Raw genomic sequence first — 14,734 nt, forward strand, 5'->3', positions numbered from 1 at the left:
CACCCGGTTAATGCGCCCGGGCCTTGCCCCTGCCGGGCGCTGTGCCATAACCGGGTGGATCTGTGTTTCGGAGGACCCCATGATCGGACGTCTCAACCACGTAGCCATCGCTGTCCCGGATCTCGAGGCGGCATCCGAGCAATACCGCAGCGCCCTGGGCGCCAAGGTCGGCGCCCCGCAGGACGAACCCGACCACGGGGTGACGGTGGTCTTCATCGAACTGCCCAACACCAAGATCGAGCTGCTCTACCCGCTGGGCGACGACAGCCCGATCAAGGGGTTTCTCGACAAGAACCCGTCGGGGGGCATCCACCATGTCTGTTACGAGGTCGAGGACATCCTGGCCGCGCGCGATCACCTGAAGGCCACGGGCGCCCGGGTGCTGGGCAGCGGCGAGCCGAAGATCGGGGCTCATGGCAAGCCGGTGCTGTTCCTTCACCCGAAGGATTTCAACGGCTGCCTGGTCGAGCTGGAACAGGTCTGAGCCATGTCCATCACCGCCGGAATCGTGCTTTTCGTTGTCATCTGGTTCATGACTTTCTTCGTCGTCCTGCCCCTGCGCCTGCAGACCCAGGGCGAGGCCGGGGCGGTTGTGCCCGGGACCCACAAGGGCGCGCCCGAAGAGCATAACCTCAGGCGCAAGGCCATCATCACGACGCTGGCCGCGGCGGTCATCTGGGGGATCGTGGCGACGATCATCGTGACCGGGGCGATCAGCGTGCGCGACTTCGACTGGTTCAACCGGATGCCGCCGCTGGAGTGATGTCCGGGCCGGGCCGATGGCGTGACGTGGCGGCGCGTGCGGGCAGAAAGTGCGCGGGCAGGATGCGGTCTTGCTCAGGACTGCGACACGGCGAGGAGACAGGCCAAGTGCCGTGCAGGGGTAGGATGGGTGCTTGCACCCATCCTACGGGCGGTCAGACCGAGCTGAGCCGCGGGTCCTTGCGGGCCAGGGCGTGGTAGACATGGGTAAAGGTCGCCGCGCCGAAGATCGGCACCAGCAGGTTCAGGATCGGGATCGTCAGGGGCAGGGCCATCAGCGTGCCGGCCGCCCAGATCGTGGCCATGTGGCGTTTGCGGGCAGCCTTGGCATTGGCCCGGCCGATCCGGCGCATGGCCACCAGGGTGAAATACTCCCGGCCCAGCAGGTAGCCGTTCATCAGGTAGAAGATCAGCGGCGCCAGCGGGGCGAAGACCAGGTAGAGCGCCAGGGCCAGGATGTTGGCCAGGATCAGCACGCCCAGCATGCCCAGCCCGTCGATGAACCCGTCGAGCAGGGGCACCGGATCGACATGGGGCAGGCTGGGGTAATGCACCTCTTCGACGGCCTCGGCCACCTGGTCGAGGAACATCGACGAGATCGCCGCGGCCACGGGGATCATCAGGAAGACCGACAGGCCCATCATCAGCACCAGCGAGCCCCAGCCCAGCAGGCTGTCGACCCAGGTCACCGTGCCGATCAGGGGCAGGGTCATGCTGTCGCCGGCCAGCCAGCCGACGACAAAGAACACGATGGCATAAAGCGCCACCAGCAGGGCCAGGGTCAGGCCGATGCCCAGGAACAGCACCTTGCGAAAGCGCGGATCCCCGGCCTGGCCCAGGGCGCGCATGAAGGATGTCAGGATCATGCGGAAACCCAGGTCGTCACGGTGGCCAGGTCGGGCCGGGGCCGGTCGGGCGGGGTGGCGCTTTCGGTGCCGATATGGATCAGCCCGGCCACGGTCTCGTTGTCGGCCAGGTCCAGCGCCTCGGCGCAGAAGCCCCGGTCATGGCTGGGCCAGCCCGACAGCCAGTTGGCCCCCCAGCCCGCAGCCAGCGCGGCGTTGAGCAGGGCCAGGCAGGCCGCCCCGGCGGCATAGGTCATTTCCACGGCCGGGATCTTGTCGGAGGGTTTCTGCACCTCGATCACGGCCACGGCCAGCGGGCTGATCTCGTAAGCCAGCCGGGCCTTGGCAATGTCGTCGTCGGACTTGCCCAGGGCCGTGCCCCGGGCCGACACGATATCGGCCAGCCGGCGCAGGGCCGGGGCTTCAAGCACGATCAGCCGCCAGGGTTCCAGCTTGCCGTGATCGGGCGTGCGCAGGGCGGCGGTCAGGATCGGCTCGAGCGCGGCCCGGTTGGGCACGGGCTGGCCCAGCGTCTTGTAGGGCCGGGACCGGCGCGTCAGCAGGAAATCGAGCGCGGCGGGATTGGGATCGGGCATGGATGTGACGCCTTTTTACATTTGTCCTGCCCTATCTCTTCGTCCTGCCCGGCAATTTCAAGAGGCGGGGCGGATGGCAGGTGCGGGGGAAGGGCAGCGCGGCCGGTGGGCGGGCCTGGCGGAGATTGGTGGCGGGGGCCCGGTGGGCGGCCTGGCGGGGATGGACGGCGAGACACCGGTGGGTGCCTTTGCGGGGATGACGGGCCGGTTGCTGGCCCGGCGAGGATAAACGGTGGGCCCGATGGCTGTCCCGGAGTGGATTGACGGTGGGACTGGCCTAGCGAGCGGCGAGGTCGGCGGACTGGCCAGGGCGATCGGCGCGATCGATGCGCTGGCCCGGCGCGGATGGATGGCGCGCCCGGTGGGCTGGCCCTGGGAGGTTGTATGGCGGGTCAGGCGGGGCGCCCCGGCGCGGACAAAGGCAGCGCCGGGAGCGGCCTGGCGAGAAGGAGCGGGGCGCGTACCGGGCCTTGGACCGGCCGGGGTGCGCTCCACCTTCATGGCCGGTCGGCCCGGCGATGTGAGGCCGCCATGGACCTCGGCCGGCGCCGACCGTCTGGCCAATGGTGCTCAGCCCTCGGCAAAGATCTCCTCGGCCAGGCGCTCGACCTCGTCGAGCAGGAAGGCATCGAACCGGCCGCGCGGCTGGCGGGCGGCCACGGCGGCGGCCAGCGGATCTGGCGCCTCGATCGACGAGCCGGACAGGGCGGCAATGGTCGCATGGCCGGCAAAGGGCACGTAGACCTCGGAATAGCCGCCCTCGTGCACCAAGACCAGCTTGCCACCGCAGAGCCGCCGGGCGGCGTCCTTCACGCGCAGGGTCATCTGGGCAAAGGTCTCGGCCGTGGCCTGCATCCGGGCCAGCGGGTCGACCACCGCCGCGTCGAACCCGCAGGCCACGACGATCAGGTCGGGCCGAAAGGCCTCCAGCGCGGGCAGCACGATCCGGTCCATCGCTGCCAGATAGGCCTTGTGGCCGGTCCCCGCGGGCAACGGCACGTTGATGTTGTGGCCCAGCCCCGCGCCCTTGCCCCGGTCGGTCACCGCCCCGGTGTCGGTCGGATAATTGCCTTCCTGGTGCAGGCTGATCGTCAGCGTGTCGTCGCGGTCGTAATAGATCGCCTCGGTGCCGTTGCCGTGGTGCACGTCCCAGTCGATCACGGCCACCCGGCCCAGCCCCTGGTCGTCCCGCGCGGCTTCGACGGCAATGGCGATATTGGCCAAGAGGCAGAAACCATTGGGGAAATCGGGCAGGCAATGGTGCCCCGGCGGGCGCGACAGGGCATAGGCATCGGGCAGCTCGCCGGCCACGACATCGCGGACGGCGGCCTTGGCCAGCCCGGCCGACACCGTGGCGATCTCATAGCCGCCCCGGGCGAAGGGTGTGCGCAGGCCCAGCTCGCCGCCGCCGGCATCGGACAGGCGCTTGAACTCGTCGAGATAGGAGGCCGGGTGGACGCGCAGCAGGTCCTCGCGGGTGACCTCGGCCGGACCTCGGCGGTCCAGCTCGGCCAGAAGGCCGGTGACCTCCATCAGGTTCTTCAGGCGGCGCTTGGTCTCGGGGTTTTCCGGCAGCCCGCCGAAGACCGGCTGGACCAGCCCGCCCACGGGCAGGGTAAAGGCATAATTGCCGCCCGCATGCCAAAAGCAGCGTTCGTCAGAGAAAAATCCGGTTGTCATGTCTGTCCTTCCCTGCGGCCAGGTCGCGGCCGCGGATGCTTTGCAACGGCGCCACGGTGTGGCAGGCAGGGGCCATGGGCAAGGCGAAATACAGGGATCTGACGGATCTGTCCGGCCTGGCCGTGGCAGGGGCCGAGATAAGCGTCAGGGTCACGCCCCGTGCCGGGCGCGACCGGTTGCTGGTCGAGGATGACCAGCTGAAGGCCCATGTCACGGCCGTGCCCGAGAACGGCAAGGCCAATGCGGCGGTCGGGCGGATGCTGGCCACGGCGCTTGGCGTGGCGCCGGGGCGGGTCGTGCTGATCCGGGGCCAGACCGCGCGGGACAAGACCTTTCGCATCGCCGGCTGACGGGGCTAGCCCCGCGTGGCCGCACCCTCGGCGGGCAACTGGTAGACCCCTTCGGGCAGGTTCAGCGCGGCGGCCAGGTCGCGGACCTGTTCGGGCGACAGGGTGATGCGCATGACCGTGTCGGTGCGCGCGTCGAATTGCTCGATGGTGAAACATTCCGAGAAGGCGTTGATGATCACGTCTTCCTGGAGCGGCGTGCTGCCGTCATCGACCAGGGTGATGACGGTCGAGTCGAATTCATGCTCGATGCTAAACATGGGTCCACGATGCCTGTCCGGCAGGCGGGTTACAAGGGGGCATTGGGTGGGCATGCCAGGGGGATACGCGGGTGACCGAGGGGTGATCTCGGGATGACTTAAGAGGTGGCTCCGGGGTGACACATGTGGTGATCCGAAGGTGGCTGGGGAGATGATCGCGGGGCGCTACTGGGGGAGATCGGCTAGTGAATCAGTGAGTAACCCCGGGATGACAGATGGGGCCATCACAAGGTGAACCGTGAGTGTTCTTCAGGCACTCTGGCGGGCCCGTCACCGCGGGAAAGCACCGCGCATCGGCGCGTGCTGGCCCGGGCGGCCGCCAAAGCGGGCAGGGCGGTCGGGGCCGGCCCGATCGGGCCTCCGGCGGGCGCCGGGGCACTGGCCGCGGGCCGGCGCAGGGCCTATACAGGCGGAACCCGGGCCGTGATCCGGGACGAGGCGCAGGTGGGACAGGAAACGACATGCGACGGATCGTGATGCTCTTGGCCGGGCTGGGCACGGCCCTGCTGGCCGGTTGTACCCTGCCCAGCGGTCTGCCCGGCCCCGGCGGGGCCCCGGGTTGGGAGGCCAACCCGGTCTACGCGACCTTCACCGAGGTGGCCGGCCGGATCGAACCGGTCGCCGAGCGGATCTGTCGGCGCGAAGGCGCGGTGCGCGACTGCAATTTCGAGATCGTCATCGACCGCAATCCCAACCAGCCGCCCAATGCCTACCAGAGCGTGACCGACAGCGGCCGCCCGGTGCTGACCGTGACGGCCACGCTGATCGAGGAAATGCAGAACCAGGACGAGCTGGCCTTCGTGCTGGGCCACGAGGCCTCGCATCACATCCTGGGTCATCTCGACCGCCAGCAGGCCAATGCCGAGGCCGGGGCGGCGATCTTTGCCGGGCTGGCCGAGCTGACCGGCGGGTCGCAGGCCGATGTGCAATCGGCGCTGGAACTGGGCGCGGCGGTGGGCGCCCGCAGCTATTCCAAGGATTTCGAACTGGAAGCCGATGCGCTCGGCACGGTGATCACCTTCGACGCGGGATACGATCCGCTGAAGGGCGCGGAATATTTCACGCGCCTGCCCGATCCGGGCAACCGGTTCCTGGGCACCCATCCGCCCAATGCCGCCCGGGTGCAGATCGTGCAGATGACGCTGCAACAGCTCAAGGCCGCGCGCTAGGCCCGGCCGGGCGTCCTTGATCTGCGTCAAGGGGCGAGGGGGACGGGCAGTCTATGTTGGCCCCGCGCGGCTGGACGGCCGCGCAAGACCGGCCCGACGCGGCGGAATTGCCGCGCATCATTGGCCCAGCCAGGGAGAGAGACATGCCCCGACGCGGAGAGATCATGCAACATTGGCGGTTGGTCAGCCGGATGGCCCGGACCACCGACACCGATCTTGTCACGGCCTTCGACGAGGGGCGGCTGTCGTCCGAGGCCTGGGCGGGCATGGTCAATGCCTGCCGGGGCTGTGCCTGGGCCGAGCGCTGCGACGGCTGGCTGGCCGGCCACGATCACCAGGACGCCGCCCCGCGGCCCTGCTGCAACCGGGCCCGCTTTGCCGCCCTGCGCGCGGGCCACAGCGTCGAGGCCTGAGAGCGCCCCCGCCCGACGGGTGACGGGCGTCAGGCGCGCGGGCTTGCCAGGCCCGGGCTCAGACCCGGCGGCCCCAGAGATCGTATTCGCCGGCCTCGTCGACCTCGACGGTCACGATGTCGCCGGGTGACAGGTCCTGGAACCCTTCGTCGATATAGAGATGGCCGTCGATCTCGGGCGCATCGCCCATGGTCCGGCAGGTTGCGGCCTCGCCGTCGATCTCGTCGACGATGACCTCGATCCGCCGACCGACCCGGGCCTGCAGCCGGGCCTCGGAAATCGCCTGGGCCTTTTCCATGAAGCGGTTCCACCGGTCCTGCTTGACCTCGTCGGGCAGGTGGTCGGGCAGGTCATTGGCCCGGGCGCCATCGACGTTTTCGTACTTGAAACAGCCCACGCGATCCAGCTGGGCCTCGTCGAGCCAGTCCAGCAGGGTCTGGAACTCGGCCTCGGTCTCGCCGGGATACCCCACGATGAAGGTCGAGCGCAGGGTCAGGTCGGGGCAGATCGCGCGCCAGGCCGCGATCTCGTCCAGGGTCCGGGCTGCCGCGGCGGGCCGGGCCATGCGCTTGAGCGTGTCGGGATGGGCGTGCTGGAACGGGATGTCGAGATAGGGCAGCAACCCGTTTTCAGGGTCGGCCATCAGCGGGATCAGGTCGCGCACGAAGGGGTAGGGATAGACGTAATGCAGCCGCACCCAGGCGCCCAGCCGGCCCAGTTCGCGGCTGAGATCCAGGATATGGTCGCGGATCTCGCCGTCTTTCCACGTCGACATCGCATGCTTGCGGTCCAGCCCATAGGCGCTGGTGTCCTGGCTGATCACCAGCAGTTCCTTCACCCCGGCGCCGACCAGCCGCTCGGCCTCGCGCAGGACCGACCCGGCGGGACGCGAGACCAGCCGGCCGCGCATGTCGGGGATGATGCAGAACTTGCACTTGTGATTGCAGCCTTCCGAGATCTTCAGATAGCTGTAGTGGCGCGGGGTCAGGTGCACGCCCGAGGCCGGCACGAGATCCACGAAGGGATCGGGCGCCGGGGGCACAGCCTTGTGCACGGCATCGAGCACCTGTTCGTATTGATGCGGCCCGGTCACGGCCAGAACCCGGGGATGCACCCCGGTGATGTAATCCGGCTCGGCGCCCAGGCAGCCGGTCACGATGACCCGGCCGTTCTCGGCCAGGGCCTCGCCGATGGCTTCCAGGCTTTCCGCCTTGGCGCTGTCGAGGAACCCGCAGGTGTTGACGATGACCGCATCGGCCCCGGAATAATCCGGCGACACGCCATAGCCCTCGGCCCTGAGCCGGGTCAGGATCCTTTCGCTGTCGACCAGCGCTTTCGGACAACCGAGTGAAACCATGCCCACCATGGGCTGCCCGGGCCTGCGGGCTTCGGGAAGACGGATGGCGGGCGCTATGTCGGGGCGCAGCTGGGGCGGGTTCTCACTCATGGGCGTGACATAAAGACAACTGCCGCGCCCCGCAATCCATGCCGTGCCGCCCGACCTTCCGACGTGACGCTCCACGGCGGGGACGGCGTGGGGATACTTTGGAAGAGAAAGAAGCAGCAGACCTGTCCTGCCCCGTCAACCGGTGCGGCGGCGGGACAGGGCGCGCGCGTTCCTGCTTCTTTCTCTTTTCAAGTATTCCCGGGGGAGTCCTCCAACGGAGGACGGGGGCAGCGCCCTCATCGCTCCGCCAGCCAGGCTCAGATCGTCTGGTCGTAATCGCCCACGGCGTCTTCGGTGCGGATGAAGCCGTCGATCTCCTTGAAGATCGCCCGCATCTCCGCGTCGCTGTCCGAGCTTTCGCAGACCACCACCAGGTTCGGCGTGTTCGACGAGGCGCGCACCAGCCCCCAGGAGCCATTGTCCAGGATCACCCGGGCGCCGTTGACCGTCACCACCGTCGCGATGTCGCGGCCGGCGAATGTGCCGCCGTCCTCGGCATGCTTGACGATCCTGGCCACGATCCGGTCCAGCACGTCGTATTTCTCGGTGTCGGCGCAATAGGGCGACATGGTCGGCGTCGAGAAGGTCTGCGGCAGGGCCTTGCGCAGGTCCGACATCTTCATGTCCGGGTTGCGGTCCATCAGCTTGCAGATCTCGACTGCCACGCGCATGCCGTCGTCATAGCCCCGGCCGACCTCGCCGGCCATGAAGTAATGGCCCGATTTCTCGAACCCGGCCAGCGCGCCCAGCTCGTGCACCCGGCGCTTCATGTGGGAATGGCCGGTCTTCCAGTAATCGGCCTTGGCGCCGGCCGCGATCAGCTCGGGGTCCGAGGCAAAGAGCCCGGTGGATTTCACATCCGCAACAAAGGTCGAGCCGGGGTAGAGCTTGACCAGGTCGCGGGCCATGATCACGCCGACCTTGTCGGCAAAGATCTCTTCGCCCTCGTCGTCGACCACGCCGCAGCGGTCGCCGTCACCGTCGAAGCCCAGGGCGAAATCGGCGCCCGATGCCTTCACCGTGTCGGCCATGTCGTGCAGCATTTCCATGGCTTCGGGGTTGGGGTTGTAATGGGGGAAGGTGTAATCGAGCGTGTTGTGCGAGGGCACGACCTCGACGCCGATGCGCTCGAAGAGCGCCGGCCCATAGGCCGAGGCGGTGCCATTGCCCGTGGCGCAGACGACCTTGAGCTTGCGCGACATTTTGAAATCGCCGACCAGGTCGTCCATGTAGGCGTCCCAGACGCCGGGCACGAATTCATAGGCCCCGCCTTCGGCCGGCTCGCCCTTGCCGTTCAGCACGATGTCCTTGAGCTCGGCCATCTCGTCGGGGCCATGGGTCAGGGGCATGGCAAAGCCCATCTTGACCCCGGTCCAGCCGTTGGGATTGTGCGAGGCGGTGACCATGGCCACCCCGGGCACGTCCAGGTGGAAGGACGAGAAATAGGCCATCGGCGTGATGCAGGGGCCGATGTCCTTGACCTGGATGCCGGCCTGCATCAGCCCGATCACCAGGGCGTTCTTGATGGCCAGCGAATAGTCGCGGTAATCGTTGCCCACGGCAATGACGGGCTTCAGCCCGTGGCGGCGCATCTGCGTACCCAGGCCCAGGCCCAGGGCGGTCATGCCGGGCAGGTTGATCTCGTCAGGGTATTTCCAGCGCGCATCATATTCGCGAAAGCCCGTGGGCTTGATCATTGCGTCGCGCAGGAATTCCCAGCTGTTGGGCGTGACGTCGGAGAGGGGTTTGGTCATGTCAAAATGTCTCGTGAAGAAGTTCAGATATCGAGCGGGTTGGCCTTAGCAAGCGCATCAAAGCGCATCAATGTGTCAATCAATCGGGGCATCTGCCCGAGCGGAACCATGTTCGGCCCGTCCGAGGGTGCGGCATCGGGGTTTTCATGGGTTTCGATGAAAACGGCGGCAATTCCAAGCGACACGGCCGCCCGGGCCATGACCGGCGCAAACTCGCGCTGACCGCCTGAAGACCCGCCCATGCCGCCGGGCTGTTGCACCGAATGGGTGGCGTCCATGACCACCGGGTATCCCGTCCTGGCCATCTGGGGCAGGGCGCGCATGTCGGCCACGAGGGTGTTGTAGCCAAAGGACGTGCCGCGTTCGGTCAGCAGGATGCGGCTGTTGCCGGTGCTTTCGATCTTGGACACCACGTTGGGCATGTCCCAGGGCGCGAGGAACTGGCCTTTCTTGACATTGACCACCGCGCCGGTCTCGCCGGCGGCGATCAGCAGGTCGGTCTGGCGGCACAGAAAGGCCGGGATCTGCAGGATGTCGGCCACCTCGGCCACGGGGGCACATTGGTCGGGGCCGTGGATGTCGGTCAGGACGGGCACACCGATGGCGTCCTTGACGCCCTGCAGCACCTTCAGCCCCTCGTCCATGCCCAGGCCGCGCCGGCCGGTCAGCGAGGTGCGGTTGGCCTTGTCGTAGCTGGCCTTGAAGACATATTGCGCGCCGGCGGCGGCACAGGCTTCCTTCATCGCGCCGGCGATCATCTGGGCATGGTCGGCGCTTTCCAGCTGGCAGGGGCCGGCGATCAGGGTGAGGGGCAGGTCGTTGCCGATGGTCAGATCGGCGAGAGAGACATGTGTCATGGGCTACCGGGCGTTGGTCTGACGGGTGGCGCCCGGCCGGGGCCGGTCGCGCCGTCTTGTTGGCACAGTCGGGCGCGCGGGTCAAAACCCGCGCGCCCGGGGCGGTGGCGCCTTTCCGCCCGGTCGGGGCGGAAAGGCAGGTTCGGGTCGGGTTGCGCGGGATCGGTTCGCTTGCGCCGTTACTTGGGATCCGGCCGGGCGGGTTACCGCGCGGGATCGGGTCGTGCAGGTGGTCATTCGGGATCGGGTCGCGAAGGTCGTCTCCGGGTATCGAGTCGCGTTTGCGGTAACCCGGGCTGCGCTGGCGGTCACCCGAGTTGCGCCGGCGGTCAGCCGGCATCCGGCCGGGCGGCGTGTCTTCCGCGGTCGCACCGCGCCGACGGTGACCCGGGTGCCGGCCGCGGAGGCCGTCACCCGGGCTACGCTGGTGTCACGAGGTGACCTGTTCGCGCAGGATCGAGGCCGTCAGCGAGATCATCAGGTAAACACCCGAGAAGATCAGGAAGGCCAGGATCGTGTCCTCGAACGACCGCGGATAGCTGGGCGATTGCGAGGGCACGGGCAGCACCGAGGTGGTCAGGTAACGCACCTGGCGGTTGGCCTCCATCCGGGTCTGTTCGACCTGTTGCAGGGCCGATTGCAGCAGCAGGTCGCGCGTGGCCAGGTCGGCCTGGGCCATCTGGATGCGCGCGGTCAGCTGGGCCAGCGAATTCTCGCCCTTCGAGGCATCGGTCATCTTGGTGTTCAGCTCGTCCAGCAGGTTCTGCAACCGCCGGATATCGCCGCGCGCGCCTTCGACCCGGGCCTGGTTGGGCCGGGCATTGTCGGTCAGGGCGGCCAGGTCCAGCTGGCGCTCCTGCAACTGCACCTCGACATTGGAAATCTGCGCCCGCAGCGAGCTGATCACGCCCTCGGGGTCGAGCAGGGCGCCTTCCTGTTGCAGCCGGACCAGGTGTTCCTGGGCCGCCCGGCGGTCGTCCTGGCTTTTCTCGAAGCTCTGCAGCGCGTCGCGCATTTGGTCTTCGCGCTTCTTCTCCGAGAGGTTGTTGACCCGTTCCTCGGCATAGGTGATCAGCTTGCGCGCGAATTCGGCGCTGATCTCGGGATCGGCGGCCGAGATTTCCATGCGGATGACGCCTTCGGTCGGGTCATAGCCGATCTTCACCCGCTTCTTGTAGACCTTGTAGGCCTGTTCGTTGTCGGCATCGGGGGCCAGCCGCTGGATCGGGTCTATCCAATCCTGTTCGAAATGCGCCTTGAAGCCCACGTCGCGGTCCAGGCGCAGCATGGCATCCTTGGATTCCAGGTAGGATTGCACCGCGATGGCATCCTGGTTGGTGGCAAACTGGGTGCCGGCCAGCAGCCCGCCGATCCCGCCGCCGCCGGTGTTGTCGGCCTGCAGGATGAGGAATTCGGCCTTGGTCGAATACATTGGCGTGGCCGCGACATAGAAATACCAGCCCGCCAGGAAGGTCGGCAGGAAGACAAAGAACGACAGCCGGGCCAGCAGCAGCAGCATCTTGCGCCGGCGGCGCAGCATGATGTCGCGCTGGATGCCGGCAATCTCGCGGTTGCGCCGTTCGGCCGGGCTGAGATCGGTCGAAGGCAGGGTTTCGCGCGCTGTCTCGGGCAGGGTCTGGGGCAGCTTGGCGATTGGGTGGCGGTTGGATGTGTCCCCGCCCGCCGGGGGATCGCCCGCGCCGCCCTGGGCCGCACTACCACTGTCGCGTGAGCGGGGCACGACCAGTTCCAGCATGTTCGAATGGCGGAACGGGTCGATGCCGGCCTTGCGCAGCTGGAACACCGCGTCGAAATCCGAGGTCACGTCAAGATTGTGCTTTTCCGCCACGCGCCGGGCCATGCGCAGCTGGCGGCTGGTCAGCCCTTCGCGGCGGATGGCCTCGATGCCGTCCTCGCCGGCCACCTCGTCGGGGGGCGAGACCTGGCCGCTGCGCGCGACGGGCTCTTCGGCGCCGGGCGCGGTGCTGGCCGGGCGCGTGGGGCGCGACGGGGTTGATGGCCCGGTACCCCGGGTCACGCCGGGCCCGGCGCCCAGGCGGATCGGTGTGTCGCCATCGGCCATGTCGCGCGGCGCCGGCCGTTCGCGCGGCGCCGTGTCGGCGCCGGTGCGGGGCGGCATCGTGTCCTCGTCGTCATCGGGCATGGCGGCGGTGGCGGCGGCCGAACGGATCAGCGTGCCGGCTCCGCCGCGCTTGATGCGAAACTTTCTAGCCTTTGGTTTCATAGTCATAGAGCTGTTTCGCTTCTTCCAGAGTGTCGAACATGTAGAGCTGCCCGGCCGACAGGACGGCCGCCTGGCGGGCAAACTTTTCCAACGTCTTGGGGTCGTGGCTGACGATGATGATCGTCGTCGAATTCAGCCGTTCCTCGATGATCGAACCGGCCTTGCGGTTGAATTCCACATCCGTCGTGGCCGGCATGCCCTCGTCGATGAGGTAGATGTCGAAATCCAGCGCCAGCATCAGCGCAAAGGAGAATCGCGCCCGCATGCCCGAGGAATAGGTGCCCACCGGCTGGTCGAAATATTCGCCCAGCCCGCAGACCCAGCGGCAATAGGCCTCGACGTAATCGGGGTCCAGCCCGTAGAGCCGGGCGATGTAGCGGGCGTTTTCCATGGCCGACACCCGGCTGACCAGCCCGCCCATGAAGCCCAGCGGGAACGAGATGTTGCACGAGCGGATGATCTCGCCCTCGTCGGGTTTTTCCAGCCCGCACATCATGTTGATCAACGTCGTCTTGCCGGTGCCATTGGGCGCCAGCACACCGAGCGACTTGCCCAGTTCGACATTGAAAGACACCTTGTCCAGGATCACCTTGCGCTGCGATCCGGTCCAGAAGGATTTGCTGACGTTCTTGAATTCCAGCATGTCCGTTCCGGGCTTCTGCCCGGCCTTCGGCGGTTTCGGTCTGGCCCTTGGCCTGCTCATCGGGCCCGCCCGGCGACGCACCGGTCTGGCGCGTCCACGGCGCGGGGCACGTTCCGTTTTTATGTCAAATAGATATATAGGTCGTTTACGCCCGGAAATAGGGGGAATCTGGTGCATTGCGTGGTTTTTAAGGGTCAGGAATGTGGCGCGCCCGGGCCGGTCCCGGGGGTGGGGCAGGGCGATGGGGCCTGATCGCCAAGCCTTTGATGGCGCCGGGGAAATGCCGTCTGCGAGCGGGCCGGAAACGGCCGGAGAGCTGGCTGGGCGCATTCGGGCCTGCCGGCTCTGCGCCGATCGCTTCGCGGCCACCCGGACGGCCCATGCCCCGCGCCCGGTGGCCTGGTTCCGGCCCGGCGCGCGGCTGCTGATCGCCGGCCAGGCGCCCGGTGCGCGGGTCCATGCCTCGGGCCGGCCCTTCACCGATCCCTCGGGCGACCGGCTGCGCGACTGGCTGGGGCTGGATGACGCCACCTTCTACGACCGCGACCGGGTGGCCATCGTGCCCATGGCTTTCTGCTTTCCGGGCTACGATGCGCGCAAGGCCGACCTGCCGCCACCGCCGCTCTGCGCGGCGACCTGGCATGGCCAGGTCATGCAGGCCCTGCCCGGGGTTCGCCTGAAAGTCCTGGTGGGCGCCCATGCCATCCGCTGGCATCTTGGCGCCAAGGCTCCGCTGACCGGGGTGGTGAAGGGCTGGCGCGACCATTGGCCGGACGTCATGCCCTTGCCCCATCCGTCCTGGCGCAATACCGCGTGGCTCAAACGCAATCCCTGGTTCGGGGACGAGGTCCTGCCCGTCCTGCGCGCCCGGGTCAGAGAGGTTCTTTCATGACTGACCGCACAGCGCTCGACGATGCCCATGCCGCGATGGATGCCGCGCCCCGGGACGATGCCGCCCGCCTGCGCTTCTTTGAACGGCTGGCCGACAGCGAGCTGTTCCTGATGCTGGAAGCCGAGGCCGAGGGCGAGACCATTCGCCCCGAGATCTTTGCCGTGGCCGACGGGCAATTCGTGCTGGCCTTCGACCGCGAGGACCGCCTGGCCCGTTTTGCCGGCCGTCCCGCGCCCTATGCCGCGCTGTCGGGCCGGGCGATTGCCATGATGCTGACCGGCCAGGGCATCGGCCTGGCCGTCAACCCCGAGGTCGCGCCGTCGTCGATCCTGGTGCCGGCCGAGGCCGTCGACTGGCTCTGCGCCACCCTGGGCGAAGGCCCCGACGAGGTCGAACACCGCATCACCGAGCTTCTGCCTCCGGGCGGCGTGCCCGAGCGCCTGCTGACCGCGCTGGATGCCAAGCTGGCCACGGCCGCCGGCCTGGCCGCCTCGGCCTATCTCGTCGAAGCGGCCTATGGCGAGGGCGGGCGGGGCCATGTGCTGGGCATCATCGACGCCCGGCCCGGGGCCGAACCGGCGCTGGCACGGGCGGTGAACGAGGCGCTGACCTTCTCGGGCATCGAGGCCGGAGCGCTCGACGTGGCCTTCTTTGCGGCCTCCGACCAGATGGCCGCCCGGCTGGCCCGGGTCGGCCTGCGCTTTGATCTGCCGCAGCCCGAGACCCGCGCCGAGGTCGTCCGCCCGGCGCCCGGCTCGGACCCCGACAAGCCGCCCATCCTGCGCTGACCTGTGCCGGGGCGTGATCTCGGCCCGCGCTCCGGT

At 68.1% G+C, this 14,734-nt stretch carries 16 protein-coding genes; 7 read left to right on the forward strand and 9 right to left on the reverse strand.

Translation table 11 applies throughout. The features are described from left to right. Positions 1-79 precede the first annotated feature (79 nt). Both mce and ACK3BB_RS08455 read left to right on the forward strand, forming a co-directional pair. Positions 80-484 (forward strand): methylmalonyl-CoA epimerase, encoded by a 405-nt coding sequence (gene mce, locus ACK3BB_RS08450; protein ID WP_428928283.1) that lies wholly within the window; start codon positions 80-82, stop codon positions 482-484. Between the two features lie 3 nt (positions 485-487). Then, positions 488-763: a DUF1467 family protein gene (locus tag ACK3BB_RS08455; RefSeq protein WP_428928284.1), complete on the forward strand. Its 276-nt coding sequence runs from the start codon at positions 488-490 to the stop codon at positions 761-763. Positions 764-917: 154 nt separating this feature from the next. On the opposite strand, the gene ACK3BB_RS08460 is transcribed toward ACK3BB_RS08455, so the two are convergent. The 3 genes from ACK3BB_RS08460 to ACK3BB_RS08470 all read right to left on the reverse strand — a co-directional run bounded on the left by ACK3BB_RS08460 (position 918) and on the right by ACK3BB_RS08470 (position 3,883). Further along, a complete protein-coding gene (locus ACK3BB_RS08460; protein WP_428928285.1) occupies positions 918-1,628 on the reverse strand; it encodes an EI24 domain-containing protein in 711 nt (236 codons plus the stop codon). Continuing rightward, positions 1,625-2,203 (reverse strand): nitroreductase family protein, encoded by a 579-nt coding sequence (locus ACK3BB_RS08465; RefSeq protein WP_428928286.1) that lies wholly within the window; start codon positions 2,201-2,203, stop codon positions 1,625-1,627. The genes ACK3BB_RS08460 and ACK3BB_RS08465 overlap by 4 nt, the downstream gene beginning before the upstream one ends. Before the next feature lie 570 nt (positions 2,204-2,773). Next, positions 2,774-3,883 (reverse strand): class II histone deacetylase, encoded by a 1,110-nt coding sequence (locus ACK3BB_RS08470; protein WP_428928287.1) that lies wholly within the window; start codon positions 3,881-3,883, stop codon positions 2,774-2,776. A gap of 74 nt (positions 3,884-3,957) precedes the next feature. Here ACK3BB_RS08470 and ACK3BB_RS08475 point away from each other — a divergent pair, with 74 nt between their 5' ends. Next, on the forward strand, positions 3,958-4,233 hold the full coding sequence (locus tag ACK3BB_RS08475; RefSeq protein ID WP_428928288.1) for a DUF167 domain-containing protein: 276 nt from the start codon (positions 3,958-3,960) through the stop codon (positions 4,231-4,233). 5 nt (positions 4,234-4,238) lie between these two features. Here ACK3BB_RS08475 and ACK3BB_RS08480 read toward each other — a convergent pair whose 3' ends face one another. Next, the gene (locus tag ACK3BB_RS08480; RefSeq protein ID WP_428928289.1) at positions 4,239-4,490 is read right to left on the reverse strand and encodes a hypothetical protein; all 252 of its coding nucleotides are present in this window, start codon (positions 4,488-4,490) and stop codon (positions 4,239-4,241) included. A gap of 461 nt (positions 4,491-4,951) precedes the next feature. Between ACK3BB_RS08480 and ACK3BB_RS08485 the strand changes: the two genes are divergently transcribed. Together ACK3BB_RS08485 and ACK3BB_RS08490 are read left to right on the forward strand one after the other, a co-directional pair. Beyond that, positions 4,952-5,659 carry a M48 family metalloprotease gene (locus tag ACK3BB_RS08485; RefSeq protein ID WP_428928290.1) on the forward strand — a complete coding sequence of 236 codons (708 nt, stop codon included), beginning with the start codon at positions 4,952-4,954 and terminating at the stop codon, positions 5,657-5,659. Between the two features lie 143 nt (positions 5,660-5,802). After that, positions 5,803-6,072, forward strand: a complete 270-nt coding sequence (locus ACK3BB_RS08490) for a DUF6455 family protein (protein WP_428928291.1) — start codon at positions 5,803-5,805, stop codon at positions 6,070-6,072. A gap of 58 nt (positions 6,073-6,130) precedes the next feature. Here ACK3BB_RS08490 and rimO read toward each other — a convergent pair whose 3' ends face one another. From rimO to ACK3BB_RS08515, 5 genes are all read right to left on the reverse strand, one after another. Next, entirely contained in the window at positions 6,131-7,519 is a 1,389-nt protein-coding gene (gene rimO, locus ACK3BB_RS08495; protein WP_428928292.1) for a 30S ribosomal protein S12 methylthiotransferase RimO, read from the reverse strand. Between the two features lie 257 nt (positions 7,520-7,776). After that, entirely contained in the window at positions 7,777-9,273 is a 1,497-nt protein-coding gene (locus tag ACK3BB_RS08500; protein ID WP_428928293.1) for a phosphomannomutase/phosphoglucomutase, read from the reverse strand. A 23-nt stretch (positions 9,274-9,296) separates the two neighbouring features. Further along, positions 9,297-10,130, reverse strand: coding sequence for a 3-deoxy-8-phosphooctulonate synthase (kdsA, locus tag ACK3BB_RS08505; RefSeq protein WP_428928294.1), 834 nt, complete (start codon positions 10,128-10,130; stop codon positions 9,297-9,299). A 430-nt stretch (positions 10,131-10,560) separates the two neighbouring features. Further along, entirely contained in the window at positions 10,561-12,381 is a 1,821-nt protein-coding gene (locus ACK3BB_RS08510) for a capsule biosynthesis protein (protein ID WP_428928295.1), read from the reverse strand. Beyond that, the gene (locus tag ACK3BB_RS08515) at positions 12,359-13,018 is read right to left on the reverse strand and encodes an ABC transporter ATP-binding protein (protein WP_428928296.1); all 660 of its coding nucleotides are present in this window, start codon (positions 13,016-13,018) and stop codon (positions 12,359-12,361) included. The genes ACK3BB_RS08510 and ACK3BB_RS08515 overlap by 23 nt, the downstream gene beginning before the upstream one ends. A gap of 280 nt (positions 13,019-13,298) precedes the next feature. Between ACK3BB_RS08515 and ACK3BB_RS08520 the strand changes: the two genes are divergently transcribed. Further along, positions 13,299-13,910 carry a uracil-DNA glycosylase family protein gene (locus ACK3BB_RS08520; RefSeq protein WP_428928297.1) on the forward strand — a complete coding sequence of 204 codons (612 nt, stop codon included), beginning with the start codon at positions 13,299-13,301 and terminating at the stop codon, positions 13,908-13,910. Further along, positions 13,907-14,698, forward strand: coding sequence for an SseB family protein (locus ACK3BB_RS08525; RefSeq protein WP_428928298.1), 792 nt, complete (start codon positions 13,907-13,909; stop codon positions 14,696-14,698). The genes ACK3BB_RS08520 and ACK3BB_RS08525 overlap by 4 nt, the downstream gene beginning before the upstream one ends. Positions 14,699-14,734 lie beyond the last annotated feature (36 nt).

It is taken from the genome of Marinibacterium sp. SX1, from assembly GCF_050389775.1.
In the GTDB taxonomy this organism is placed as follows: domain Bacteria; phylum Pseudomonadota; class Alphaproteobacteria; order Rhodobacterales; family Rhodobacteraceae; genus Marinibacterium.